The organism is Cognatishimia sp. WU-CL00825 (assembly GCF_040364665.1).
Taxonomy (GTDB): domain Bacteria; phylum Pseudomonadota; class Alphaproteobacteria; order Rhodobacterales; family Rhodobacteraceae; genus Cognatishimia.
Genome location: NZ_BAABWX010000001.1, coordinates 1,083,968 through 1,107,672, shown reverse-complemented (window position 1 = coordinate 1,107,672; position 23,705 = coordinate 1,083,968). Strand labels below are relative to the sequence as shown.

Genomic DNA, 23,705 nt, shown 5'->3' with positions numbered 1-23,705 from the left:
GTGAAACGGACCGTAAGGTCTTAGGAAGCAATCCAGACGGAGGGATCTATGGCTGCGAAAACGTTCGACATGATTGTTATTGGGGCTGGACCCGGTGGATATGTAGCTGCGATACGCGGCGCACAGTTGGGCTTGAATGTCGCGATTATCGAACGCGAGCACATGGGGGGCATTTGTCTGAACTGGGGCTGCATCCCCACCAAGGCGCTGCTGCGTTCCTCGGAAGTTTTTCACATGATGAATCACGCCAAAGATTTTGGTCTGAGCGCTGACAATATTTCCTTTGATCTAGACGCGGTGGTCAAGCGGTCGCGCGGGGTGGCAAAGCAGCTTAACAGCGGTATTGGCCACCTTATGAAAAAGAATAAAGTCACTACATTTATGGGCGAAGCAAGCTTGCCAGCAAAGGGCAAGGTTTCGGTGAAAACGGACAAGGGTACCGAAGAACTGGTTTCTAAACATATCGTTGTCGCCACTGGGGCGCGTGCCCGCGAGCTTCCCGGTTTAGAAGCTGATGGCAAACGGGTCTGGACATATAAACACGCCCTGCAGCCACCCCATATGCCAAAGAAGCTGTTGGTTATTGGCTCCGGAGCCATCGGTATCGAGTTTGCGAGTTTTTATAACACGCTTGGCGCTGAAACGACGGTGGTCGAGGTTATGGACCGTATCCTGCCTGTCGAAGATGCTGAAATTGCGTCCTTTGCGAAAAAGTCATTCCAAAAGCAGGGCATGAAGATCATGGAGAAAGCCATGGTCAAGCAACTTGATCGCTCGGCCAGCAAAGTTACTGCGCATATTGAAATGGGTGGCAAAGAGACAAAGCAAGACTTTGACACTGTGATTTCGGCGGTCGGGATCGTTGGCAATGTCGAAGGGCTTGGTCTTGAAAGCCTTGGAGTTAAGATTGACCGAAGCCATGTTGTCACAGATGCCTATTGCCGAACCGCCGTGGACGGGCTCTATGCCATTGGTGACATTGCCGGTGCGCCTTGGTTGGCGCATAAAGCCAGCCACGAAGGCGTGATGATCGCGGAGTTGATTGCTGGACAGAAACCACATCCGGTAAAACCTGAGAGCATTGCGGGATGTACCTATTGTCATCCGCAGGTGGCGTCGGTTGGCTATACGGAAGCCAAAGCCAAAGACGCGGGCTTTGAAATCAAAGTTGGCCGTTTTCCGTTTATTGGCAATGGCAAAGCAATTGCATTGGGCGAACCTGAAGGCATGGTCAAAACCATTTTTGACGCCAAAACCGGAGAGCTTTTAGGAGCACATATGATCGGGGCCGAGGTGACCGAGATGATCCAAGGCTATGTGGTCGGACGAACATTAGAAACCACTGAGGTCGAGTTGATGGAAACCGTTTTCCCGCACCCAACGCTAAGCGAAATGATGCATGAAAGCGTGTTGGATGCCTTTGACCGTGCGATCCATATTTAACTAGTATTGAGGTCGATATGACAAGCTTAAACCGGGTCATTATGAACCGTCGCAGTCGCCGGATCTTGCGTGACATTGGGATAGAAGAGCTTGATGTTGCAGAGATTTCTGGTCGCTGGGGCAAAAACCTTGGTGCCAAGTCTTATGTACAATACATGTTTCCTGACCACGATATTTGCGAGGGACCAATTCGCTATGCCGACGGGGAAGTTCTGAAATACGACGTGATCCTGGCCAATCAAGTCTGGGAGCATTTGGATCGGCCATATACGGCAATCAAAAACGTTTTAGAAATGTTGCGTCCCGGTGGGTATTTTTGGTTGGCGGTGCCGTTTCATATCCCGTTTCACGCCGCGCCTAACGATTGTTCACGCTGGTCAGCGCGTGGCTTGCACAACCTACTTGTCGAAGCGGGTTTCCCCGAAGAAGACGTGCAAGCTGCTCAATGGGGCAATCGCGAAGCAGCGGCCCGCAACCTCGAGAAAGATTGGCCACCGGTCTATGACAAAGACAAAGATAATCTAGAGAATGATCGTGCGTTCCCGATTGTGTCATGGGCCTTGGCGCGCAAGCCATAGAGTCTGATTTCCTGCCAGCGTAATACGCGACCAAAACCTGTTGACGTTTTTTGTCAGCAGAAGTGCGTTGGTCGCGTTGATATTAGATGTAAGTTCACATTTTGTTCGCATTTTGCACTTGGAGTCTTCGAGCCGCTGAACTATCTGTAATGCGTTGGATCTGGGGGCTTGAATGGCTGAGCTGAAAAACATCGAAGTACGCGGCGCGCGTGAACACAATCTGAAATCGATTGATGTTGATATTCCGCGTGATCAACTGGTGGTGATCACTGGCCTGTCTGGCTCTGGTAAATCCTCTTTGGCGTTTGACACCGTCTATGCCGAAGGGCAACGCCGCTATGTGGAAAGTCTGTCGGCCTATGCGCGGCAGTTTTTGGACATGATGGAAAAGCCAGATGTGGACCACATCAGTGGCTTAAGCCCTGCGATCTCTATTGAACAAAAAACCACATCCAAAAACCCGCGGTCAACAGTTGGAACCGTGACCGAGATCTACGACTACATGCGTTTGCTGTTTGCGCGCGTTGGAACGCCGTATTCTCCGGCGACAGGTCTGCCAATCGAAGCGCAGCAAGTTCAGGACATGGTGGACCGTGTCATGCAGCTCGAAGAGGGTACACGCGGCTATTTGTTGGCACCTATCGTGCGGGATCGTAAGGGCGAATACCGCAAAGAGTTTCTAGAGTTGCGGAAATCTGGCTTTCAACGGGTGAAAGTGGATGGCGCGTTCTATGAGTTGGACGAGCCGCCAACATTGGACAAAAAGTTCCGCCACGACATTGATGTTGTCGTGGATCGTTTGGTGGTACGCGAAGGGCTGGAAACGCGGCTGGCTGACAGCTTGCGCACAGCACTTGATTTGGCGGACGGCATCGCCGTTTTGGAAACCGCCCCCAAAGAGGGTGACCCGGAACGCATGACATTCTCGGAAAAGTTCGCATGCCCGGTCAGCGGCTTTACCATCCCCGAAATTGAACCGCGCTTGTTTTCGTTCAACGCACCTTTTGGTGCCTGTCCTGAATGCGACGGTTTGGGCAAAGAGTTGTTCTTTGATGAACGGCTTGTTGTGCCAGACGCCACATTAAAGGTCTATGACGGCGCGCTCGCGCCTTGGCGGAAAGGCAAGTCACCGTATTTTCTGCAAACGATCGAAGCCATAGCAGAACATTACGAATTTGACAAAAACACCTCTTGGAAGGACCTGCCAAAACACGTTCAACAAGTGTTTTTATATGGGTCAGGCGAAGAGGAAATCCCATTTCGCTATGACGAAGGCGGACGGGTTTACCAAGTCACGCGGGTGTTTGAAGGTGTCATTCCCAACATGGAACGCCGCTATCGTGAAACCGATTCAAACTGGATCCGCGAAGAGTTTGAACGTTATCAAAACAACCGTCCCTGTGGATCCTGCAAGGGCTTTCGGTTGCGAGAAGAAGCATTGGCGGTCAAAATCGCTGGCAGCCATGTTGGACATGTTGTGCAACTGTCTATACGCGAGGCTTTGGCCTGGATCGAGGACGTGCCTGTACATCTGACCAAGCAACGGCAGGAAATTGCCCGCGCGATTGTCAAAGAGATCCGCGAACGGCTTGGCTTTTTGAACAATGTTGGTCTGGAATACCTTTCTTTATCGCGGGCCTCAGGCACTCTTTCTGGCGGCGAAAGCCAGCGCATTCGTCTGGCGTCGCAAATTGGGTCCGGGCTGACTGGGGTGCTTTATGTTCTGGATGAACCGTCGATCGGTTTGCATCAACGCGACAACGACCGGCTGCTGGGCACGCTGAAAAACCTGCGAGACCAAGGCAATACCGTGATTGTGGTAGAGCACGACGAAGAGGCGATCCGCGAGGCGGATTATGTCTTTGATATTGGCCCGGGTGCCGGAGTGCACGGTGGTCGTGTGGTGGCCGAGGGCACACCTGCAGAGATCATTGCAGACGCTGGGTCGGTGACGGGTCAGTATCTATCTGGTGTGCGCGAGATCGCTGTGCCTGGAACGCGCCGCAAGGGCAATGGAAAATCGCTGAGCGTGGTAAAGGCGACGGGCAATAACCTGCGCAATGTGACGGCAAAATTCCCGTTGGGCAAATTTGTTTGCGTAACCGGCGTTTCTGGTGGTGGAAAATCCACGCTGACAATCGAAACCCTGTTTAAAACCGCCTCGATGCGTTTGAACGGGGCGCGGCAGACACCTGCGCCCTGCGAGACCATCAAGGGGTTAGAACATCTTGATAAGGTGATCGATATTGATCAGCGGGCCATCGGGCGAACGCCGCGGTCAAATCCGGCCACATATACCGGAGCCTTTACCCCTATTCGCGATTGGTTTGCCGGGCTGCCAGAGGCCAAAACCCGCGGCTATAAGCCGGGTCGATTTAGTTTTAACGTCAAAGGCGGGCGCTGCGAGGCCTGTCAGGGGGACGGGCTGATCAAGATCGAGATGCATTTTCTGCCCGACGTTTACGTGACCTGCGAAACCTGTGGCGGGGCGCGGTATAACCGTGAAACGCTAGAGATTAAGTTCAAGGGTAAATCCATTGCCGATGTGTTGGATATGACCGTGGAAGACGCGCAAGAGTTCTTTAAGGCGGTGCCAAGCATTCGCGACAAAATGGACGCCTTGGCGCGGGTCGGTTTGGGCTATATTAAGGTCGGTCAACAGGCGACAACCCTGTCTGGTGGCGAGGCGCAGCGGGTGAAATTGTCCAAAGAACTGGCCAAACGATCAACTGGCCGCACGTTGTATATTCTGGATGAGCCGACCACCGGTTTGCATTTTGAAGATGTGCGTAAGCTGTTGGACGTGCTGCATGAATTGGTGGATCAGGGCAATACGGTTGTGGTGATTGAACACAATCTGGACGTGGTGAAAACCGCGGATCACATTATTGATATTGGTCCTGAAGGCGGCGACGGCGGCGGACAGATTGTGGCGCAGGGTACGCCAGAAAAGGTCGCTTTGGTTGCGGGTAGCCACACAGGGCATTATCTGAAAGATATGTTAAAACCAAAACCAAAGCGCGTTGCAGCTGAATAGGCCGGGGCGTACGCGGGCGTAGCCCCCAACGGTGACTTTAAACAGCTCACCGTTTCCCCCAGAGTATGTTTGCTAGTGTGAAACTTGTACTGTGCTAGGTGTTAGCGTTACGCGCCGATTGTAGTGACCCGCGCAGCGGCCATAGAAAGAGCAGTAAGAATAGGCTGTTCATAAAAATATTGAACCAAGCGCCCGCTACGGCCGAGCCGATACTGTCGGGGAAAAACCAGGCAAGCAGCCCGGTCGCAATAATGCGTGCACCCAGAGCCGGATTTTCTGCATAAACTAGGTTTGTCACCATCCAAACGAGGACCGCAAGGCCGACCAGCAAACCGCCGCAAATCGCAACAAGCAGGCGCTCTGTTTCTGTATTTGCGCTTTGTTGGGCGTCCAAAGGAAAATGGGCCAGATCGAGGAAAACGTCGAGAACTTGCGCAAGTGGTGTGAACAGAGCCAAAACCATCGCGATCCCAAATAGGGCTGTGCCGATGGAAACGGCGTTTAGCATTTTGATGCTGTTATTTAGTGACATGAGAGGCTCCTTGAATTGAATAGGAGCTGTTTGGCAGAATGGATAGAGGCAAAACAATTACCTATGAGGTAAGTGATCTTTGTTAAATTGCGCGATAGCCTGCGTTGGTAAGGAGCAAAAATAATGCAAGAAACACTAGGCCGCGTTTTACGGGAATGGCGGCACATCCGTCGGTTTAGCCAGTTGGATCTAAGTGGCCTGGCTGGGGTGTCTGCGCGCCATATCAGTTTTTTGGAAACGGGGCGGGCCCGGCCAACGCGGGGCATGGTTTTGCGGCTGTCTGAAGTGCTGAATATGCCCGTTAATGCGCGCAATCAGTTGCTAATTGCAGCAGGCATGGCTCCGGCGTTAAGCAATCGGAATTTGGGCGCAAAAGAAAAAGAGCCGTTGCATCAGGCCATGGAGTGGATGTTGCTCAATCATGAGCCATACCCAGCAATGGCGCTTGATCGCCATTGGCGGTTGGTTGCTTTGAACCAGGTGGCGCAATTTTTATTGGCTCCAGCGGGGCTTGGGCAAGGTGACAGCCTGCTAACGGCATTTTTGCACAATACTGTTTTGCGAGATGCCATTGAAAACATTGAAGAGTTAGAACAATTTATGCGTGCTAGGTTGCGCACGGAGCTGGTGCACCTAGGACGAGATGAGGTGTTGGAGACAGCAATTGCCGAGTTGGAAAGCAGGCAAAATGCGCAATCTTTACCGCGTCACACCAGCGCTGAGATAGGGGTGGTTTTGACGACCCGTTTTCGTGTTGGCGACAGCGTGTTGTGTTTGTTTTCGACGATTTCGCAGTTTGGCGGTGCCAATGATGAGCTGTATTCAGAGTTAAAAATTGAACTTATGTTTCCCGCAGACGAGGAAAGCGGCGCAATGCTGCGTGCGCTGCCGCTTTCCAATTTGTGATCATTTGGTTTGGCAGGTTTTGATACCCAAGATTGAATAGGCTGGGCAGGTGTTAAGCAAGCCCGTGGCCAAAGGCACCACACCAATCCACATCCACGCCCCATAGCCATAAAGCGCGGCGACGATTAGCAAAAGTCCCACCACAATGCGTAGGGTTTTATCCGTACTTCCGATATTTCTCGCAAACATCTGAGTTCTCCAAAATTTGTATCAGATGTACTTTATGTCACATTCTGCTTTTCGAATATGATATAGGTCAATTCCGCCCGCGTTTTTCAAAACGTGGTAGCATGGCTGAAAAATCCATGCCTGCGCCGTCTTCGTTTTCAACAAATTGCGCATATAGCGCGCGGGCAAGCTCGCCCATCGGCGTATCTGCATCCACCGACTCTGCGGCCTGTTGGGACAAGCGCAGGTCCTTTAACATCAGTTCAGCAGCGAACCCCGGTTGATATCCGTTGTCAGCGGGGCTTTGCGGGCCCACACCCGGGGCAGGGCAATAGGCGTTCATCGTCCAGCTATAACCTGACGAGGTGCTGACAACATCAAACATCTTCTGCCGGTCTAGCCCAAGTTTGTCCGCCAAAGCAAAAGCTTCACAAGTTGCTACCATAGTGACGCCCAGGATCATATTGTTGCAGATTTTGGCAGCTTGCCCTGCACCAGAGGCACCACAATGCACAGCTTTTTGGCCCATAATGTCAAATAACGGTGCCGCTGTGGCAAAAGCATCTGCGCTGCCACCTGCCATAAAGGTCAGGGTGCCTCCAGCTGCGCCGCCAACGCCGCCGGATACTGGTGCATCAACTGCCAAAAGGCCAGAGTTCGCGGCCTGCTCAGCCACGGCACGCGCGCTGTCAACGTCGACTGTCGAGCAATCTATATGTGTGGCACCCTTGGGCATCGCGGCCAAGATATCATTTGCGACTGCGCGCAGGATTTTGCCGTTGGGCAGCATGGTGATGACCACATCAGCCGAAGATGCGGCTGACACCGCAGAGGCCGCCATAGCGACGCCCTCAATTGTTACTTTGGCCATATCAAACCCGGTAACGTCATGGCCTGCTTTGGCAAGGTTGGCCGCCATTGGGCCACCCATGTTGCCTAGTCCGATAAAGCCGATTTTCATGCGTGCTCTTCCTTTTCAAATGTCAGTGCGGCTTTGCCCAGAGGCAAAAGCATTTGTGTCACTTCAAACGTTGGCAATGCCTCTAGGCTATGTTGCCATTGTGGGTTGCGATCCTTGTCGATGATGGCGGCGCGGATGCCTTCGATCAGGTCGCTTTTTTCCAAGGCGCGATAGGTGAAACGGTATTCTTGTTGCAGCGCTGTGCGCAGTTCTGTTGCCCCTCGATTGCGGTGGATCAGTTCAAGCGCGCAGGCCATGGACAGTGGCGAGTTACGGTTTAGAACTTTTAGAGTTTTTTGGGTAAATTCGCTCGGATCATTCGACAAAGAGCGCAGAATGTCTGCAAGCGTTTCACCTGCAAAATGCATGTTTATATCGCTGCGTATAGCCTCAAGTTGGCCTTCGGGGGCCGGGGTGGCCGCTGCGTCTATCAGCTTGTAGTTGCCGGTGTGTTCAAGCTGCATGATCAATTCCGGCCAAAGGGCCTCTGGGATGTAATAATCTGCAAAGCCCGCCAAAATGGCATCAGCGGCCCCCATGCGCGCGGCTGTTAGGCCGAGGTATTCTCCAAAACGGTCCGGGGCTTTGGCCAGAATATAAGAACCACCAACATCCGGGACCAAGCCAATGCCAACCTCGGGCATGGCGATTTGGCTGCTGTCGCCAACCACACGATGGCTGCCATGACAGCCAACACCCACACCGCCACCCATGGTGAAACCCTGCATAAAGGTGGCAACTGGTTTGGGAAAGGCGAACATTTTGGCGTTCATGCGGTATTCATCCGCCCAGAATTTTTGGCCAAACGCATAGTCGCCTTTGGTGCCGGCGGCATAGATGTCTGCGATATCACCACCCGCGCAAAAGGCCTTTTCGCCTGCAGCGTCAATCACCAGCATGGTGACATCATCATCCAGCGCCCAATCATCCAGCGCGGCTTCGATATCAAGGCTCATTTGATAGCTGAGCGCATTCAGAGCTTTGGGGCGCGTAAATGTAATGCGCCCCGTCTTACCAGATTTGCGAATGTTTAGGTCAGTCATAGAGGCTTTCCGGCTTGGGCTTAGGAGGCGATCAATTGGCGGGCAATAATCAGACGCATGACTTCGTTGGTGCCCTCGAGAATTTGGTGCACGCGCAGGTCTCGCACGATCTTTTCAATGCCGTAATCTGCGAGATAGCCATAGCCACCGTGTAGTTGCAGACAGCCATTGGCGACTTCAAAGGCGACGTCGGTGACCATGAGTTTTGCCATGGCGCAAAATTTCGAGGCTTCGTGATCCTTGTTGTCTAATTTCCAGGCCGCTTGGCGCAAGAAGATCCGAGAAGCTTGCAGCTTGGTTTCATACTCAGCAAGCCGGAACTGCAGGGCCTGGAATTGGTTGATAGGGCGGCCAAAGGCTTTGCGCTCGGACATATACTGGATAGTTTGATCCAGCGCTTTTTGTGCGCCCCCTAGGGCACCCGCCGAAATGTTTAGGCGGCCGCCATCCAGCCCGGCCATCGCATAAGAAAAACCGCGGCCTTCATCGCCAACAAGGTTTTCCAGCGGGACATTGCAATCGTCCATTTGAACCTGGGTTGTTGGTTGCGCTTTCCAACCCATTTTTTGTTCAAGCGCTCCAAAGGAAAGCCCGGGGGTGCCGTCTTCGATCACTACCGTCGAGATGCCTTTGGGACCTTCCTCGCCCGTGCGACACATGACGATGTATGCATCAGAGTAGGATCCGCCAGAGATAAAGGCTTTGGTGCCATTCAGCACATAGCCTTCGTTGGTTTTTTCGGCGCGGGTCTTGAGCGCAGCGGCATCAGACCCAGAACCAGGTTCAGTTAGGCAGTAAGAAAAAATTTTCTCCATGGAACAAAGCGTTGGCAGGTATTTTTGCTTGAGTGCGTCCGAGCCAAATTTGTCGATCATGCCACCACACATGTTGTGGATCGACAGAAAAGACCCCACGGCTGGACACGACATGGCCAGGGCCTCAAACACCAAAGCTGCATCGGTGCGCGACAGGCCAGAGCCGCCGTATTCTTCGGACACATAAAGTCCGCCAAAACCCAGTTCAGCCAGTTTGGGCCAAAGAGCTTTGGGGATTGTTCCTTCGGATTCCCATTGTTGCGCAAAAGGCGCGATATGTTCCTCGCCGAAGCTTTTGGCCATATCGAAAATCAAAGTCTGTTCTTCGGTCATAGCGAAGTCCATGGGGGTCTCCTAAGTCAACAATTGAACGGTTGTTTAATTATAAAAGTCTTTCGAGAATGTGTCAGGACAGAAATCAGATAATAATTGCGCGCCACGTCAAAACGACGTGGCGTTCTTTTGTATTTTGGATCATTGACGCTTGGGCGGATCAGAGATCTGCGTGGAATTCTTCAGTTAAGAAGCGCACGACATCGCGCATGGCTGCAGGCTGATCGTTACCTTTTGCGATCGAGTCTTGAAAAACCTTGCGCTGATGCTCGGCGCTATTACCGTTTTTCACCAACGAGCGGGCATTCTCAATTTCGGCAGTGCAATCAAGAAATTCACTATCTTGTTGCGTTAAGTCAATCATTTCTTCGACCAAATCCGCAAATGGAATAATCTCACGTTTGCCAAAATCGATCAGGCCCTCAGTGATGCCATACCGCTGGGCGCGCCATCGATTTTCTTTGACCAGAAAGCTGTCATAAATCCGCCAGCGCTGGTTCTTTGTTTGCAAGCGCCACAGCATGCGTGTCAGGGCTTGGGTCAAAGCGGCAAGGGTCAAAGTTGTCTCTAGCCGTGGTGCTACATCACAGATCCGGCTTTCCAATGTTGGGTATTTGCTTGAGGGGCGCAGATCCCACCAAATCTTGGAGGAATCTTCGATGACGCCCAGCATTTTTAGTGCCTGAACCGAGCGTTCCCATTGCCCCCAGCTGTCCATGATTGGCGGCAAACCCGTGCGCGGTAAATTGTCAAAAACCGTCAGACGATAGCTTGAAAGCCCAGTATCATCGCCCTGCCAAAACGGTGACGAGCCGGACAAAGCCAACAAGTGTGGCAGGAAATAGCGCAACTGGTTCATCAGATCGATCCGCATGTCGCGGTTTTCGATGCCAACATGTACATGCATGCCACAAATCAACATGCGCCGGGCAACGCCCCCTAAATTATCCCGCAGATTATTATAACGATCCTTGTCCGTGTGATGCTGGTCTCGCCAGTCGCTAAATGGATGACAAGAGGCGGCAATAGGGGCCAGATTATAGCCAGCTGCAACCCGTGCCACAGTGCTGCGCAGGCGGCGCAGGTCTTCTCGCGCCTCGCCAATATTTTTGCAAACGCGTGTGCCGATTTCGATTTGGCAATTTAGAAACTCGGGGCTGACTTGACCGTCAAGTTCTGACTGACAAGCCTCCATCAAGCCTTCGGGGGCAGGGGCGAGGTCTAGACTGTCTTTGTCGACCAGCAGATACTCTTCTTCGACACCAATGGTGAAATCCGGTTCTTTGATCGACATTTGTCCTCCACAGAAAGCTTAAGTGCACTTTGATGTAAAGTAAGGCAGCAAATGTCAGGCGGTGCAAGTCGATAGGTCCGCATCGGTCCCTGTCACTTTGGCATTAAGCAACCGACAGGTTGCGCAATTCATCCAGATCCAAGTTGAGTTCGGGAAAATAACTGGGCAGGTTTTTCGGATTCCGAAAAATATCGACGTTTACAAAGTCAGTCATTCCCGAAAGCGATTGCAATATGCGCGTCATGCCAAACGCCAGATCTTTTGGAGCATAAAATACTAAATGCAAGATAAGTCCGCGCGCTTCATAATAACGGGCTAATTTACCATAAACGACGTTCATGTGATCAAATGTCATATCTGTGCTGGTGACTTCTGATAGATCAACAAGCGCGGTTAAGGTTGAATCGCCTTTGGCACTGATTTGTTTTTCGACATTCCAATTGATCACATCAGCCGGGGCAATGTGGCCAAAGCAGCGCGCAAACAAAATGTTTTCTTGCGTCAGCGGATATATCAAGGAAGGCATAAGTCTTTTTTAAATTCCCGTTAGGCGTGTATAAGCCTATGGCAAAAAAACTTAAAAATCAAACCCTTAAGATGAGGTTGCTAATTGAGACATCTTTTCTCAATAATCTTTTCGCAATTAAAGATTGAAATGCCCGTTACAAAGTACGGGCATTTCACAAAATTTAGGGGGCTTTAGTCCATTGGCTTAAAGTTGAACTCGCCACCTTCTTTGATGCCAGAAGGCCAACGGGAAGTGATTGTCTTGGTGCGTGTGTAGAATTTGAAAGCATCAGGACCATGTTGGTTCAGATCGCCAAAGACAGATTTTTTCCAACCGCCAAAGGTGTGATAGGCCAACGGAACAGGGATTGGCACGTTGATGCCAACCATGCCTATATTGATGCGATTGGCAAAGTCACGGGCGGTGTCGCCATCGCGCGTATAGATGGCCGTTCCATTGCCATATTCGTGGTCAATCGCCAGATTAATCGCTTCTTCATAAGTAGACGCGCGCACAGTTGACAGCACCGGACCAAAGATTTCTTTTGTATAGATATCCATATCTGGGGTGACGCGGTCAAACAGATGCGGCCCAACAAAGAAACCCTCTTCGTATCCTTGCAGTGAGAAATCGCGACCATCCACAACCAGTTCTGCACCCTGATCAACACCGGACTGAACGAGGTTCAGAATATTGGCTTTGGCAGCTGCGGTAACAACCGGGCCATAATCCACATCGTTGCCAGCGGTATACGGCCCGACTTTCAGTTTTTCGATGCGTGGCACCAACTTTTCGATCAAACGGTCTGCGGTTTCTTCGCCCACTGGTACGGCTACAGAGATCGCCATGCAGCGTTCGCCTGCTGCGCCATAGCCTGCGCCAATCAACGCATCCGCGGCTTGGTCCAGATCGGCATCTGGCATAATGATCATGTGGTTCTTTGCACCGCCAAAACACTGGACACGTTTGCCCTGTGCACAGCCTGTGCCATAGATATATTCAGCGATTGGTGTCGAGCCAACAAAGCCAACCGATTGCACAGTGTCATTGAACAAGATCGCATCAACGGCTTCTTTGTCACCGTTCACGACTTGCAAAATACCCTTTGGCAGACCAGCTTCTTCCATCAGTTCGGCCAGCATCAATGGCACGGATGGGTCACGTTCGGATGGCTTAAGGATAAAGGCGTTGCCGCAAACAATCGCAGGGGCGAACATCCACATTGGAATCATCGCGGGAAAGTTAAACGGTGTAATGCCAGCGGTAACCCCAAGGGCTTGGCGCATGGAATACATATCAATGCCGGGACCCGCGCTGTCGGTGAAGTCGCCTTTCAGCAATTCCGGAGCACCGATGCAATATTCTACAACTTCTAGCCCGCGCTGAACGTCGCCTTTTGCGTCAGGTATGGTTTTACCGTGTTCGCGTGACAGCGCTTCTGCAAGCTTTTCCATGTCACGATTAAGCAAACCAACAAAGGCCATCATAACGCGCGCGCGGCGCTGTGGGTTGACCTTGGCCCAAGCGACTTGCGCTTCGGCTGCAATTTCGATGGCGGCGTCCATTTCTTCTTTGTTCGCCAGCGGCACTTTTGCGTCAATTTCGCCAGTGGCTGGATTGAAAACATCGGCAAATCTGCCCGACGTGCCTTTGACATGTGCGCCGTTGATATAGTGGGTCAGCTCTTGCATTTGGGTGCTCCTTTGCGGTTGCGATAAGAGTAGTCTTGCAAATTGGTGTGTAAAAGATAGAATTTACCAAATTGATATTGCATTTTTGCAAAATGAAATGAGGCATCAGTGCACTGGGATGATCTAAAAGTGTTTTTGGCGGTGGCGCGTGATGAAAGCCTGTCGCAGGCCGGTAAGCGATTGAAAATGGATCCGGCGACAGTGGGGCGGCGCATCGCGCGGCTCGAAGAAAGCGGCGGTGGGCTATTGTTTCTGAAATCGCCTCAGGGCTACGCGCTGACGGATATGGGGCAAAGGTTGCTTGTGCACGCTGAACGCGTTGAACAGTCCATGCAGATGGCCTCAGAGGAACTGAGTGGCACAACAAGGGGCATGTCAGGTCAGATTAGAATTGGCGCGCCAGACGGGGCCGCAAATTTCTTATTGCCGCAAGTCTGTGCGCGTATTGCCGAAGAAAACCCAGAATTAGAAATCCAAATTGTGGCTTTGCCACGCGTCTTTAGTTTGTCCAAACGCGAAGCAGATTTCGTTGTGGCCGTAAGCCCACCAAAAACCGGCCGGCTTATCGTGCAAAAAATCGCGGACTACAAATTAAGCCTGGCGGGTGCAGAAAGCTATTTGGAGAAATACCCAGAGATCAAGACGCCAGAAGATCTGCGAGGTCATCGGATGGTTGGGTATATATCTGACATGATCTTTGACAAAGAGCTGGATTATCTCAAGGCATTGGGTGTCGAAATAGCAGATCTGGCGTCAAATTCTGTTTCGGTTCAATTGAATTGTGTGCGCCAGGGCGGTGGTTTGGGCATTGTGCATGATTTTGCGCTGCCGTTAACGCCAGGTGTGACGCGCATTTTATTGGATCATATACAATTATCACGCGGGTTTTATCTTGTGCGTCACGAAGATGACAAACGTCTTGAACGGCTGAACAGATTTGCCAAAGCTCTGCTTGAAGGCCTGCGTAACGAAGTGTCGCGGCTAGAGGCGCTGACTTGACTTTTGCGATTCTTGCGACGACGCTGGTCTAAACGAAATTATTTAACAGAGGTGGACCCTTAATGCTGGTGCAACAGATTCTGAAGGCAAAAGGCGATGCAAAAGTTTTGACTGTAGAACCGGGCTCGTTGGTCAAAGATGCGGCTAAGGTTTTGGCCGAAAACAGGATCGGGTCGGTTGTGGTCTCTAGCGATGGTCGCGCAGCGGCCGGGATTTTGTCAGAGCGTGATATTGTGCGTGAACTCGCCACACGCGGCGCAGCGTGTATGAGTGATGTTGTCGATGAACTTATGACCAAGAAACTGGTGACCTGTGCACTTGCAGATGACGCCAATGAAATCCTTGAAAAAATGACCGAAGGTCGGTTCCGACACATGCCTGTTATGGAAGGTGATGATATGGTTGGCCTGATTACCCTTGGCGACGTTGTCAAGGCTCGGTTGACAGAGTTGGCGATGGAAAAGGATGCCCTCGAAGGCATGATTATGGGGCACTAAAGCAAAGGTTCAGAACAGAACGATGGGCTGCGCAGATAGGGCGCAGCCTTTTTGTTGGTTTGTGACCCGTAGTATTACGGCGTGTGACAGTTGGTACCTTGCAATTTGCTGCGCAATAATGTTGCGTGTGCCCACAGAAAATTCGGAGAAGACAGATGCGCACAGGCCTTTATCCTGGAACCTTTGATCCAATCACACTTGGCCATGTCGACATTATACGTCGTGCATCCGTGCTGGTGGATCGGCTGGTGATTGGCGTTGCCATTAATCGCGACAAGGGACCGCTTTTTTCACTGGAAGAACGAGTCGCGATGATCGAAGCCGAATGTGAAAAACTGTCAAAAGAGACTGGCACGGAAATTGTCGCCCATCCTTTTGAAAACCTCTTGATTGATTGCGCCAAGGATGTTGGCGCTTCCATTATTGTACGTGGTTTGCGTGCGGTGACGGATTTTGAATATGAATATCAGATGGTTGGGATGAACCGCGCCTTAGATTCAAGCATTGAAACTGTGTTTTTGATGGCAGATCTGCAGCATCAGGCTATTGCCAGCAAACTGGTCAAAGAAATCGCGCGCTTGGGGGGGGACATTACGAAATTTGTCACACCAGATGTCAAAGCTGCGTTAAACGCCCGACTGGGGTAATCCCTTTGTGAGTTTTGGGTCTGGCCTGCCAGACCAATCGGTCTGCGACCTTGAAAATGACCAAATTAAAAAAAGGCGGCTCGCAGTGGCCGCCTTTTCTTTGTCTATTATAATCTGCTTACAGCATGTCTTTGACTTGCTGCGCAACGTTTTCGGCTGTGATGCCAAATTTTTCAAACAGCTGACCTGCTGGAGCGGATGCACCAAAGCTGTCCATACCCACAAAGCGCGCCTTTTGCTCTTTGCCACGTTCGCCAAGCAACCAACGATCCCAGCCTTGCTGAACGCCTGCTTCGATACCAACACGCACAGGGCCTGCTGGCAGCACTTTGCGACGATAGCTTTCGTCTTGCTCCGCAAAAAGCTCCATGCAGGGCATAGACACAACGCGTGTGCCAATGCCTTCAGCTTGCAGGATGTCACGGGCTTTCATCGCGACTTCAACCTCGGAACCGGTTGCGATCAAGATGGCTTGGCGTTTGCCGTCGGCATCAGCCAAAACATACGCGCCTTGTTCGGTCAGGTTCTTGAGCTTGTGTTCGGTACGTACAGTTGGCAGGCCCTGACGGGTCAAAGCCATAACCGAAGGTGTGGATTTGCTGGTTACCGCAATTTCCCATGCTTCGGCGGTTTCCACGGTGTCCGCTGGGCGGAACACATATGTGTTTGGAGTAGAACGCGAAATCGCAACATGTTCTACCGGTTGGTGTGTTGGGCCATCTTCGCCAACCCCTATAGAGTCATGTGTCATCACAAAGACCGTTGGGATCTTCATCAGAGCCGCCAAACGCATTGCTGGGCGCGCATAATCTGTGAAGGCCATAAAGGTACCGCCATAAGCACGCATACCGCCGTGCAGCACCATGCCGTTCATCGCCGATGCCATACCGTGTTCGCGGATGCCCCAATACACGTAGCGACCACCGCGGTTGTTGGTTTCAAACATGCCCAACGCGTCGGTCTTTGTGTTGTTTGACCCTGTCAGGTCTGCAGATCCACCGACGGTTTCATGCATGACTTCGTTGATAACCTGAAGCGCCATTTCAGACGACTTACGTGTCGCGACCTTTGGTTGCTCTTCAGAAATTGTTTTCTTCAAAGCTTTTACAGCGGCTGACAGTTTCTTTGGTGCTTCCAAAGCATAGGCGCGGTTGAACTTTGCTTGTTTCTGGCTGGAAACCTCAGAAAAACGACCTTCCCAGGCTTGGCGATCCGCTGCCCCACGGGCACCGATGGCTTCCCATTGTGCTTTGACGTCCGCAGGGACTTCAAAGGAACCGTGGTTCCATCCCCAATTGTCTTTAGCCGCTTTCAATTGATCAGGGTCAGTGAGTGCGCCGTGACCTTTGGATGTGTCTTGCGCGGCATGGCCCAAAGCAATGTGGGTTTTGCAGGCGATCATCGACGGTTTTTTGGATTTCTTAGCTGCTGTGATGGCCGCATCAATCTGTTCCGGATCGTGGCCGTCAATTTCCTGTACGTGCCAACCAGAGGCTTTGAAGCGTTGGACCTGGTTGGTTTTGTCTGAAAGTTCAACCGTGCCATCGATCGTGATGTTATTGTTGTCCCAGAACACAACCAGCTTGCCCAAATTGTGGCGGCCTGCGATGCCCAAAGCTTCTTGGCTGATGCCCTCCATCAGGCATCCGTCGCCCGCGATCACATAAGTGTTGTGATCCACAATTTTCTTGCCATATTGTGCGCGCTGAATTTCTTCAGCCATTGCAAAGCCAACCGAGTTGGCAATGCCCTGACCCAGTGGGCCGGTGGTGGTTTCAACCGCATCCAACAGGAAGTTTTCCGGATGGCCCGCAGTCAAAGCGCCAAGCTGGCGGAAGTTTTTGACTTGATCCAGGGTGACTTGTTTATCACCACACAGATAGAGCAGCGCATAGATCAGCATCGAGCCATGGCCCGCTGACAAGATGAAACGGTCCCGGTCTGGCCATTGCGGATTGGCCGCATCAAATTTCAGGTGCTTTTCAAACAGCACTGTGGCGACATCAGCCATGCCAATCGGCATGCCTGTGTGGCCAGAATTTGCAGCAGCCACAGCGTCCAATGCGAGGGCGCGAATGGCGGTGGCTTTCATCCAATGGTCTGGGTTTTTGGCTTTGAGAGCGGCGATGTCCACGAGGCGGCGTCCTTTGTTATATCGCGATGTATGCGCGCTCAATAGCAGGCCTGCGCGCAAGATCAAGAACAGCCTTGCAGGCAGGATTAAGCACATCCTGCAAGTCGTTGATGTTAAAGGGGGCGCAATTTGTTGGGCCATTGGGTAAACTCGCTAAAAACGAGGGATGGGTGCGATTCGTTGCGCCTGCCATGTAGTGTTAGACAGGGTGTGAAAGGGTCAATTCTATGGGTGAGATCGCAGAACTGGAAAACAGATTATCTTCTGCTTTGGATCGTATCGCCAATGGCATAGATAAAGTTGGTCAGGCCGCACCGGTCCAAACCAATGATCAGGCCAAAGATCAAAGCGCCGAAATTGCAGCGTTACGCAATGCCCTAGAGGATGAGCGTCTGGCCAATGCACAATTGCAAGAACGTCTGAAAGCCGTCACAGCCGAGGCACAAGCACAAAGCGTTGCCGCTGAAGGCACCGGCGGTGGTGCGGAACTTGAGATGTTGAAAGCGGGCTTTGCCGAAGAGATTTCTGCACTCCGTCAGTCCGCACTTGAAGAACGCGAGGCCTGGGAAGGGCTCAGTGGACGCTTGGTGCGCATGCGGCGCTCTAACAAGCTTATGCGCACAAACGCATTGGCGCTGCGCCGGGCCGCTGCTGAAAATGTCGCCGACGCGTCTCTGATCAATCAATCTTTGCAGGTTGAATTTGACGCTTTGACCGCAGCGCATGAATTAGAGCGCGCTGAGACTGATGTTATTTTGAAAACCTTGCAGCCTTTGTTGGGGGACGCCCCAGAAGACCATGACTTTGAAGGGGAAGCCTGATGCCTGAGGTCGAGATTTCAATTGGGGGTCGTGTTTTTGAAGTGGCTTGCCAGGATGGTGAGCAACACTTCCTACGCTCTGCTGCAAAGATGTTGGACGACGAAGCGACGGTTTTGACCAGTCAGATCGGCCGCATTCCTGAGGCGCGCATGTTGTTGATGTCTGGGCTTATGCTGGCGGACAAAACCGCTGGCATGGAAGACCGGATGCGCGAATTAGAAGCCAAGGTTGCAGAGCAGGTAAAGGAGATTGAATCCTTGCAGAACACGCCGACGCCTTTGCCAGAAAAGATCGAAATTCCAGTGGTGCCTTCGGCTGTCAAAGATGCCTTGGCAGAACTTGCAGCGCGGGCTGAATCTTTGGCAGATGATATCGAAGAAAAGGCGGCCACATAAGTAGCCGCCTTGCTTGATAGGTCATTTTTGCGGGCCAGGTCCGGCTGATGGCTTAGCCGTTTGCTTCGCGGATCTTGTCAGCCATTTCTTTGTTATATCCGACACCGTTTTCATCAAACATTGTGTCCAGCTCGCCTGACAAAGTCATTTCGGTGATGATGTCACAGCCGCCAACAAACTCGCCTTTGACATATAGCTGTGGAATGGTTGGCCAATCAGAGAAATCTTTGATGCCTTGACGGATGTCGTCGTCAGCCAAAACATTCACATCAGCAAATTCAACGCCCATATAGTTCAAAACACCGGCTACGCGGCTGGAAAAACCACATTGCGGCATTTCCTTTGTGCCTTTCATGTAAAGCACAACGTCGTTGGATTTGTTGGTCTCTTCGATGCGGGTTTTTGCGTCGCTCATTTTCTTTTGTCCTTTGCAGCCTCAGGCATCATAACCTGAGCGTATTTTTGCGGGTCTTTTGTCACGTGCCAAACTTTTTGGGTTTGGCCATTGGATGTTGATCCAATGGATGTTGATAAGATCGTAGAGGTGCTTGTGTTGTTTCTTTCGCTGGGATCGTCGACGCGACGCCGCTTTTCGTCGGTCAACAAGGGGCGATAACGGTTCCGCTTTAGCCAAGCCTCTGCAATTGCGGCCAAAGCCAATATCGCGCCAATAGCGACGGCTATGATCGCGCCTAAGCTCACTCTGGCACTTTGGTTGTCAGGGCAAGGGCGTGAAGTTCGCCGTTGGCACCATCCATCTTACCTTTGAGCGCGGCATATACAGCGCGCTGTTGCTGAACGCGGTTTTTGCCCCGAAAGCTCTCGTCGATGACTTCGGCTGCGAAATGCGCCCCGTCGTCACCCTGCACCGTCACCTGTGCGTTTGGGAAAGCGTCGCGGATCAGCGTTTCGATATCAGAGGCTAGAATGGCCATGAATGCTCCTGTATTTCATTGTGCTTAATTTAGGATGGGTCCTGCAGGGCTGCAAGGGCATTCGGATCGGTTGCGACGCTGCGAAAGCTTGGCAGTGCAGATTGATAGTGTGCAAAGGCTCCAGAGGTCTGTAGTTTTTCCAATGCCTCAAGCGTCCATCCATCGTCTGGTGGAGCAAAATCATCAACCAGATCTGCAAGTGTCTGGGCTTCGCTTTTGTGCAGCGGCAGCTGGCTTAGAAGTTTCAGGATTTCAAGCACTTTGTGCAACTGGCGCATGATTTGAAACGCCGTCATCATATCGCCAAGGATATTGGGATGGCTGCGCCAGTCTTTTCCGTCAAAAACGTCCTGTGTGACCGCTTGGCCGGCACCGCGACAATCAAACCGAATACAGCCTTCAAAACCGGCCAACGCCAAATCTTGGTGTATCGTGCAGGAAAAATCTGATTTTGCGAGGTTGGGGCAGGGCACTCCGGCCAACTTATCAAACCCAAAGGCGTCGCCTTTGTCAAAATGCAGCGCGATACAGCAAAGGGCTGCACAGGCGCTGCAATCTGCTTTTAAATCGGGGAAGTCATATGTCTTCCCCGCCATGTTCAGGCCACCGCGTCCTGGAAACTGCTGCGGAAGATCTCCGAAAGTTCGCACAGAGGCGCAACAGAGCCGCCAAATTTCACGCTGTCACCGGTGAATCTGCCAACTGAATGGATCGGAACGCCTGCCGCCATGGCTTTCACCATCAGCGCTTCGGCCTGATCAAAATTGCAAGCCACTAAATAGCGCGCTTGGTCTTCTCCAAACAACGCTGGTGTATCAGATGCGTCAAGCACAACACCAACACCGGCAGCTTCTGCCAGTTCAAACGCCGCCAAGGCCAAACCACCATCAGACAAATCGGTGCAGACGGTGACCAACTCGCGATTGTCGCGAATGAATTCGCCGTTGCGTTTCTCTGCAGCCAGATCCACCGTTGGCGCATCACCATCTTCGCGATTGAACACTTCGGCCAACAGCGCTGATTGCCCCAAATGGCCTTCGGTGTCGCCAATGACCAAAGCTACATGGCCTTCACGCACCTCGCCCACGATCGGGTCTTCGTCGGCGGCAATCAAGCCAACAGCACCAATCGTTGGGGTTGGCAGAATACCACTGCCGTCAGTTTCGTTATAAAGCGAAACGTTGCCTGACACGATCGGCATATCCAAGGCTTTCACGGCCTCGCCAATACCTTTGATCGCCCCTACAAATTGCCCCATGATCTCTGGCTTTTCTGGGTTGCCAAAGTTCATGTTGTCAGTTGTTGCCAATGGTTTGGCACCCACGGCTGTCAGATTGCGATAAGCTTCGGCCACAGCCTGCTTGCCACCTTCAACGGGGTTTGCTTTGACATAACGCGGGGTCACATCAGAGGTAAAGGCCAGCTTTTTGTCGGTGCCATGCACGCGCAACAGTCCAGAGCCTGTGCCCGGACCACGCGCAGTGTCCGCCATGACCATCGAGTCATATTGGTTATAAACCCATTGTTTCGCCGCATAGTTCGGCGAAGCGATCAACGCTTTCAACCCGTCAATGGCATCGACCTCTGGCACATCGGCCATCGGTTCTGCCGCCGGTGTTTCCACCCATGGACGGTCATACTCTGGCGCAGTAGATGACAATTTGGACAGGGTCAGGTCAGCTTTGACTTCGCCGTTGTGCAGGATCAAAAAGCGGTCTTCTGCAATGGTCTCGCCAACGATAGCAAAATCCAGATCCCACTTCACAAACACAGCACGCGCTTCTGCTTCCAGCTCTGGCTTTAGGACCATCAACATGCGTTCTTGTGACTCTGACAGCATCATTTCATAGGCCGTCATATTGTCTTCGCGCTGCGGCACATCCTCAAGGTTCAGCTTTACGCCCAATCCGCCTTTGTCGCCCATTTCAACCGCTGAACATGTCAGACCCGCGGCCCCCATATCTTGGATTGAAATCACCGCGCCGGTTTGCATCAGCTCTAGCGTGGCTTCCATCAGACGTTTTTCGGTAAAGGGGTCACCAACTTGCACAGTTGGGCGCTTTTCTTCGATTGTGTCGTCAAATTCCGCTGACGCCATGGTCGCGCCGCCAACGCCGTCACGTCCGGTTTTTGCGCCAAGATAAACAACCGGCATGCCAATGCCGGACGCGGCAGAATAAAAGATCTTGTCGGTATCCGCGATGCCCGCAGCAAAAGCGTTCACCAGGCAGTTGCCATTATACGCTGCGTGGAACCGAACTTCGCCGCCCACTGTTGGTACGCCAAAGCAATTGCCGTACCCGCCAACACCTTCGACCACACCGTTTACCAATTGTTTGGTTTTCGGGTGAGATGGCTCACCAAAGGACAATGAGTTCATCGCAGCAATCGGCCGTGCGCCCATCGTAAATACATCGCGCAAAATGCCGCCAACACCCGTGGCCGCGCCTTGGTATGGCTCGATATAAGAGGGATGGTTATGGCTTTCCATTTTGAACACCACGGCCTGACCGTCGCCAATGTCAACAATACCGGCGTTCTCGCCTGGTCCGCAGATCACTTGTGGGCCTTCGGTTGGCAAAGTGCGCAGCCATTTCTTGGATGACTTATAAGAGCAATGCTCGTTCCACATGGCCGAAAAGATACCAAGTTCAGTAAAGTTTGGATCTCGACCCAGAATTTTGATCACCTCGGAATATTCATCAGGTGTAAAGCCATGTGCTGAGATGACGTCTTCGGTGATTTCTGGGTCTTGCATGTCTCTAGATTCCCTTAGGGGTTCCGCGTTGCGCGTCTCTTAATTCATTGGGGCGGATTGGGGAAGAGGCTGAGGGCAATTCGTCAAGCCCTGTAAAGCGTGGCCCAAAAAAAAGGCCGAGCAATAAGCTCGGCCGAAGTCCAACAGGGAGGTATGAATACGATGAGCTTTTCAGCAGTCATCGCCTTCGATAGCTGAAATAGGCATCACTTGATAAACTTTCAAGAAAATCTAGGGCTTTGGCTCTGCAAACCCGCTATGCCATCAGTGCATAGCTCAGACTTTACCTTGTGCTTTCATCAGCTTACGGTGAATTAGGATCTCTTCTTGCACAAAGTCTCGAAAGGCTTGAATGCGCTTTGAATGTCGCAATTCCTCTGGATATGCCAAATAAACGGGCACTTCCGCGCTTTCGATCTCTGGCAGGACCCTTACAAGATCAGGTGACTCTTCCACCACATAATTCGGCAAAATACCGATTCCAAGGTCATGTAGAACGGCTTGCAGCACACCAAAATAATTATTCACCATCAATCGAGAGGGGATATCATTGGTCATCAGAGATTGAGTCAAAGCAGAACTTGCCCCCACCTGAGTGGCCCCCATGTTCTGAGCAATTAACCGGTGATTTGACAAATCAGCTGCTATCTCTGGCATGCCTTTTGCATCAAGATAGCCCTGCGTTGCATAAAGTCGCATCCGCACACTCATCAAACGCTTACGAATCAAGTCTGCTTGCGAAGGCTCTTTCATTCGGATGGCCGCATCTGCTTCGCGCATTGGTAAATCTAACACCCGCTCTTCGAGCATCAGGTCAATATTAAGATCTGGATACTTGGCATAAAGTTTGTGCAGGCGTGGGGCCAACCAAAGGGTCCCAAAGCCCAGTGTGGTTGTGACCCGCAATTCTCCAAACACTTCTTCTTCGCTGTCGCGAATGCGCGCCGAAGCGGCATCAAGACGTTTGGACATGGCGCGTGTCGCGTCAAACAGCAATTCACCTTGCTCGGTAAGAATCAGTCCGCGGGCATGACGGTGAAAAAGCGTGGTATTTAGGCTCTCTTCAAGTGCGCGCACCTGTCGGGAAACAGCAGATTGTGACAAATGTAACGTATCACCTGCATGTGTCAGGCTGCCTGCATCAGCAACCGCATGAAATATTCTTAATTTATCCCAGTCCATTCCCGCAACTTTCTTTATGCAATTGAAC

Annotated in this window: 24 protein-coding genes; 9 read left to right on the top strand and 15 right to left on the bottom strand. The window is 51.8% G+C overall.

The features are described 5' to 3' along the window. The first annotated feature begins 48 nt into the window (after positions 1-48). From lpdA to uvrA, 3 genes are all read left to right on the top strand, one after another. Positions 49-1,443 (top strand): dihydrolipoyl dehydrogenase, encoded by a 1,395-nt coding sequence (gene lpdA / locus ABXG94_RS05455; protein WP_353532791.1) that lies wholly within the window; start codon positions 49-51, stop codon positions 1,441-1,443. A gap of 17 nt (positions 1,444-1,460) precedes the next feature. Continuing rightward, the gene (locus tag ABXG94_RS05450; protein WP_353532790.1) at positions 1,461-2,021 is read left to right on the top strand and encodes a class I SAM-dependent methyltransferase; all 561 of its coding nucleotides are present in this window, start codon (positions 1,461-1,463) and stop codon (positions 2,019-2,021) included. Positions 2,022-2,193: 172 nt separating this feature from the next. Continuing rightward, complete coding sequence (gene uvrA / locus ABXG94_RS05445; RefSeq protein ID WP_353532789.1) at positions 2,194-5,058, top strand: excinuclease ABC subunit UvrA; 2,865 nt, start codon at positions 2,194-2,196, stop codon at positions 5,056-5,058. Between the two features lie 94 nt (positions 5,059-5,152). Here the strand turns inward: uvrA and ABXG94_RS05440 are convergent, their stop codons facing one another. Next, entirely contained in the window at positions 5,153-5,590 is a 438-nt protein-coding gene (locus ABXG94_RS05440) for an excinuclease ABC subunit A (RefSeq protein ID WP_353532788.1), read from the bottom strand. Between the two features lie 123 nt (positions 5,591-5,713). On the opposite strand from ABXG94_RS05440, the gene ABXG94_RS05435 reads away from it, so the two are divergent. Then, a complete protein-coding gene (locus ABXG94_RS05435; protein WP_353532787.1) occupies positions 5,714-6,496 on the top strand; it encodes a helix-turn-helix domain-containing protein in 783 nt (260 codons plus the stop codon). On the opposite strand, the gene ABXG94_RS05430 is transcribed toward ABXG94_RS05435, so the two are convergent. The 7 genes from ABXG94_RS05430 to ABXG94_RS05400 form a co-directional block, all read right to left on the bottom strand. Continuing rightward, on the bottom strand, positions 6,497-6,685 hold the full coding sequence (locus ABXG94_RS05430) for a YgaP family membrane protein (protein WP_353532786.1): 189 nt from the start codon (positions 6,683-6,685) through the stop codon (positions 6,497-6,499). A gap of 67 nt (positions 6,686-6,752) precedes the next feature. After that, a complete protein-coding gene (gene mmsB, locus ABXG94_RS05425) occupies positions 6,753-7,625 on the bottom strand; it encodes a 3-hydroxyisobutyrate dehydrogenase (protein ID WP_353532785.1) in 873 nt (290 codons plus the stop codon). Next, positions 7,622-8,668 (bottom strand): enoyl-CoA hydratase/isomerase family protein, encoded by a 1,047-nt coding sequence (locus ABXG94_RS05420; RefSeq protein WP_353532784.1) that lies wholly within the window; start codon positions 8,666-8,668, stop codon positions 7,622-7,624. Before ABXG94_RS05420 ends, mmsB begins: the two co-directional genes overlap by 4 nt. A 20-nt stretch (positions 8,669-8,688) precedes the next feature. Further along, entirely contained in the window at positions 8,689-9,828 is a 1,140-nt protein-coding gene (locus tag ABXG94_RS05415; RefSeq protein ID WP_353532783.1) for an acyl-CoA dehydrogenase family protein, read from the bottom strand. Between the two features lie 148 nt (positions 9,829-9,976). Further along, entirely contained in the window at positions 9,977-11,110 is a 1,134-nt protein-coding gene (locus tag ABXG94_RS05410) for a carboxylate-amine ligase (RefSeq protein WP_353532782.1), read from the bottom strand. Between the two features lie 103 nt (positions 11,111-11,213). Continuing rightward, positions 11,214-11,636: a hypothetical protein gene (locus ABXG94_RS05405; RefSeq protein ID WP_353532781.1), complete on the bottom strand. Its 423-nt coding sequence runs from the start codon at positions 11,634-11,636 to the stop codon at positions 11,214-11,216. Between the two features lie 173 nt (positions 11,637-11,809). Continuing rightward, positions 11,810-13,309 carry a CoA-acylating methylmalonate-semialdehyde dehydrogenase gene (locus ABXG94_RS05400; RefSeq protein ID WP_353532780.1) on the bottom strand — a complete coding sequence of 500 codons (1,500 nt, stop codon included), beginning with the start codon at positions 13,307-13,309 and terminating at the stop codon, positions 11,810-11,812. Between the two features lie 108 nt (positions 13,310-13,417). On the opposite strand from ABXG94_RS05400, the gene ABXG94_RS05395 reads away from it, so the two are divergent. The 3 genes from ABXG94_RS05395 to coaD all read left to right on the top strand — a co-directional run bounded on the left by ABXG94_RS05395 (position 13,418) and on the right by coaD (position 15,452). Then, positions 13,418-14,308 carry a LysR family transcriptional regulator gene (locus ABXG94_RS05395; RefSeq protein ID WP_353532779.1) on the top strand — a complete coding sequence of 297 codons (891 nt, stop codon included), beginning with the start codon at positions 13,418-13,420 and terminating at the stop codon, positions 14,306-14,308. Between the two features lie 62 nt (positions 14,309-14,370). Next, positions 14,371-14,805: a CBS domain-containing protein gene (locus ABXG94_RS05390; RefSeq protein WP_353532778.1), complete on the top strand. Its 435-nt coding sequence runs from the start codon at positions 14,371-14,373 to the stop codon at positions 14,803-14,805. Positions 14,806-14,960: 155 nt separating this feature from the next. Further along, positions 14,961-15,452, top strand: a complete 492-nt coding sequence (gene coaD / locus ABXG94_RS05385) for a pantetheine-phosphate adenylyltransferase (RefSeq protein WP_353532777.1) — start codon at positions 14,961-14,963, stop codon at positions 15,450-15,452. Between the two features lie 118 nt (positions 15,453-15,570). Here the strand turns inward: coaD and tkt are convergent, their stop codons facing one another. Then, positions 15,571-17,544, bottom strand: coding sequence for a transketolase (gene tkt / locus ABXG94_RS05380; RefSeq protein ID WP_502901693.1), 1,974 nt, complete (start codon positions 17,542-17,544; stop codon positions 15,571-15,573). A gap of 269 nt (positions 17,545-17,813) precedes the next feature. Here tkt and ABXG94_RS05375 point away from each other — a divergent pair, with 269 nt between their 5' ends. Both ABXG94_RS05375 and ABXG94_RS05370 read left to right on the top strand, forming a co-directional pair. Then, on the top strand, positions 17,814-18,407 hold the full coding sequence (locus tag ABXG94_RS05375; RefSeq protein WP_353532775.1) for a hypothetical protein: 594 nt from the start codon (positions 17,814-17,816) through the stop codon (positions 18,405-18,407). Beyond that, complete coding sequence (locus ABXG94_RS05370; RefSeq protein ID WP_353532774.1) at positions 18,407-18,802, top strand: cell division protein ZapA; 396 nt, start codon at positions 18,407-18,409, stop codon at positions 18,800-18,802. Before ABXG94_RS05375 ends, ABXG94_RS05370 begins: the two co-directional genes overlap by 1 nt. 52 nt (positions 18,803-18,854) lie before the next feature. Here the strand turns inward: ABXG94_RS05370 and grxD are convergent, their stop codons facing one another. The 6 genes from grxD to ABXG94_RS05340 all read right to left on the bottom strand — a co-directional run bounded on the left by grxD (position 18,855) and on the right by ABXG94_RS05340 (position 23,677). Next, on the bottom strand, positions 18,855-19,217 hold the full coding sequence (gene grxD, locus ABXG94_RS05365) for a Grx4 family monothiol glutaredoxin (protein WP_353532773.1): 363 nt from the start codon (positions 19,215-19,217) through the stop codon (positions 18,855-18,857). Continuing rightward, entirely contained in the window at positions 19,214-19,504 is a 291-nt protein-coding gene (locus tag ABXG94_RS05360; protein ID WP_353532772.1) for a hypothetical protein, read from the bottom strand. The genes grxD and ABXG94_RS05360 overlap by 4 nt, the downstream gene beginning before the upstream one ends. Then, positions 19,501-19,737 carry a BolA family protein gene (locus tag ABXG94_RS05355; protein ID WP_353532771.1) on the bottom strand — a complete coding sequence of 79 codons (237 nt, stop codon included), beginning with the start codon at positions 19,735-19,737 and terminating at the stop codon, positions 19,501-19,503. The genes ABXG94_RS05360 and ABXG94_RS05355 overlap by 4 nt, the downstream gene beginning before the upstream one ends. Positions 19,738-19,766: 29 nt before the next feature. Next, the gene (locus tag ABXG94_RS05350) at positions 19,767-20,333 is read right to left on the bottom strand and encodes a hypothetical protein (protein ID WP_353532770.1); all 567 of its coding nucleotides are present in this window, start codon (positions 20,331-20,333) and stop codon (positions 19,767-19,769) included. A 2-nt stretch (positions 20,334-20,335) separates the two neighbouring features. Then, positions 20,336-22,495: a phosphoribosylformylglycinamidine synthase subunit PurL gene (purL, locus tag ABXG94_RS05345; RefSeq protein ID WP_353532769.1), complete on the bottom strand. Its 2,160-nt coding sequence runs from the start codon at positions 22,493-22,495 to the stop codon at positions 20,336-20,338. 276 nt (positions 22,496-22,771) lie between these two features. After that, positions 22,772-23,677: a LysR family transcriptional regulator gene (locus tag ABXG94_RS05340; RefSeq protein ID WP_353532768.1), complete on the bottom strand. Its 906-nt coding sequence runs from the start codon at positions 23,675-23,677 to the stop codon at positions 22,772-22,774. Positions 23,678-23,705: the final 28 nt, after the last annotated feature.

Coding starts and splice junctions, on each gene's coding strand:
- purL (WP_353532769.1), bottom strand. CDS start 22,495: ATGCAAGACCCAGAAATCACCGAAGACGTCATCTCAGCACATGGCTTT.
- ABXG94_RS05450 (WP_353532790.1), top strand. CDS start 1,461: ATGACAAGCTTAAACCGGGTCATTATGAACCGTCGCAGTCGCCGGATC.
- coaD (WP_353532777.1), top strand. CDS start 14,961: ATGCGCACAGGCCTTTATCCTGGAACCTTTGATCCAATCACACTTGGC.
- ABXG94_RS05340 (WP_353532768.1), bottom strand. CDS start 23,677: ATGGACTGGGATAAATTAAGAATATTTCATGCGGTTGCTGATGCAGGC.
- ABXG94_RS05410 (WP_353532782.1), bottom strand. CDS start 11,110: ATGTCGATCAAAGAACCGGATTTCACCATTGGTGTCGAAGAAGAGTAT.
- ABXG94_RS05370 (WP_353532774.1), top strand. CDS start 18,407: ATGCCTGAGGTCGAGATTTCAATTGGGGGTCGTGTTTTTGAAGTGGCT.
- ABXG94_RS05350 (WP_353532770.1), bottom strand. CDS start 20,333: ATGGCGGGGAAGACATATGACTTCCCCGATTTAAAAGCAGATTGCAGC.
- ABXG94_RS05435 (WP_353532787.1), top strand. CDS start 5,714: ATGCAAGAAACACTAGGCCGCGTTTTACGGGAATGGCGGCACATCCGT.
- grxD (WP_353532773.1), bottom strand. CDS start 19,217: ATGAGCGACGCAAAAACCCGCATCGAAGAGACCAACAAATCCAACGAC.
- ABXG94_RS05355 (WP_353532771.1), bottom strand. CDS start 19,737: ATGGCCATTCTAGCCTCTGATATCGAAACGCTGATCCGCGACGCTTTC.
- ABXG94_RS05400 (WP_353532780.1), bottom strand. CDS start 13,309: ATGCAAGAGCTGACCCACTATATCAACGGCGCACATGTCAAAGGCACG.
- ABXG94_RS05430 (WP_353532786.1), bottom strand. CDS start 6,685: ATGTTTGCGAGAAATATCGGAAGTACGGATAAAACCCTACGCATTGTG.
- ABXG94_RS05420 (WP_353532784.1), bottom strand. CDS start 8,668: ATGACTGACCTAAACATTCGCAAATCTGGTAAGACGGGGCGCATTACA.
- ABXG94_RS05415 (WP_353532783.1), bottom strand. CDS start 9,828: ATGGACTTCGCTATGACCGAAGAACAGACTTTGATTTTCGATATGGCC.
- lpdA (WP_353532791.1), top strand. CDS start 49: ATGGCTGCGAAAACGTTCGACATGATTGTTATTGGGGCTGGACCCGGT.
- ABXG94_RS05375 (WP_353532775.1), top strand. CDS start 17,814: ATGGGTGAGATCGCAGAACTGGAAAACAGATTATCTTCTGCTTTGGAT.
- ABXG94_RS05405 (WP_353532781.1), bottom strand. CDS start 11,636: ATGCCTTCCTTGATATATCCGCTGACGCAAGAAAACATTTTGTTTGCG.
- mmsB (WP_353532785.1), bottom strand. CDS start 7,625: ATGAAAATCGGCTTTATCGGACTAGGCAACATGGGTGGCCCAATGGCG.
- ABXG94_RS05440 (WP_353532788.1), bottom strand. CDS start 5,590: ATGTCACTAAATAACAGCATCAAAATGCTAAACGCCGTTTCCATCGGC.
- ABXG94_RS05390 (WP_353532778.1), top strand. CDS start 14,371: ATGCTGGTGCAACAGATTCTGAAGGCAAAAGGCGATGCAAAAGTTTTG.
- tkt (WP_502901693.1), bottom strand. CDS start 17,544: ATGAAAGCCACCGCCATTCGCGCCCTCGCATTGGACGCTGTGGCTGCT.
- uvrA (WP_353532789.1), top strand. CDS start 2,194: ATGGCTGAGCTGAAAAACATCGAAGTACGCGGCGCGCGTGAACACAAT.